Source organism: Vibrio sp. 1401 (assembly GCF_033340295.1).
The window spans coordinates 1-673 of record NZ_JAWOWF010000401.1; the positions used below are offsets into that span (position 1 = coordinate 1).

The window sequence follows — 673 nt, forward strand, 5'->3', positions numbered from 1 at the left end:
ATTGATCAATATCGGAAACCACCATCGACATCTGCGCTTGGATGTCCATCACCACTCGCGTGATCTCTTCCGTGGATTGATGTGTACGGCTCGCAAGAGCGCGAACTTCATCTGCAACCACGGCAAATCCACGTCCTTGCTCACCCGCACGAGCCGCTTCGATAGCCGCGTTAAGTGCAAGCAAGTTCGTTTGTTCAGCAATGTCTTGAATGATGTTCACCGCACCGCCAATTTTATCGACGTGTTGGTTCAATGAGCCGATAGACTGTTGGCTGTTCGAGAGGATACCCGTCAGCTGACCAACATTCGTCACGGTCATTTCTACGACAGAGCGACCTTGTTCGGCGTTAGTCGCAGCTTGGTGAACACCTTCAACCGCAACCGATGTGCTTTCAGAAATTTCACCGATAGTGGCAACCATCTGCTGCACGGCCGTCGCCATAGAGGCGGTGTGATCAGTCTGTGCGTGGAACTGTTCCATAACACCTTCAAGCTCACGATGCATGTTGTCTGTGCTCGCTGTTAACTGCATCGATTTTTCTTGTGTGTTGTGGATCAAACGCTCTAGCTTTTCGAGCAGATCATTGAGATGGTGGCTGATATCAAACAGTTCATCCTTACCTGCAAGATCAGAGCGTAAGCCCATGTTATTACTTTCGCTGATGTTCTTAAT

The 673-nt window shown here is 49.5% G+C and carries 1 protein-coding gene; it reads right to left on the minus strand.

Going from position 1 to position 673, the window contains the following annotated elements:
- Positions 1 to 673: methyl-accepting chemotaxis protein (locus R7Z77_RS25885; protein WP_318137116.1), on the minus strand; the 673-nt coding region annotated here is incomplete at both ends.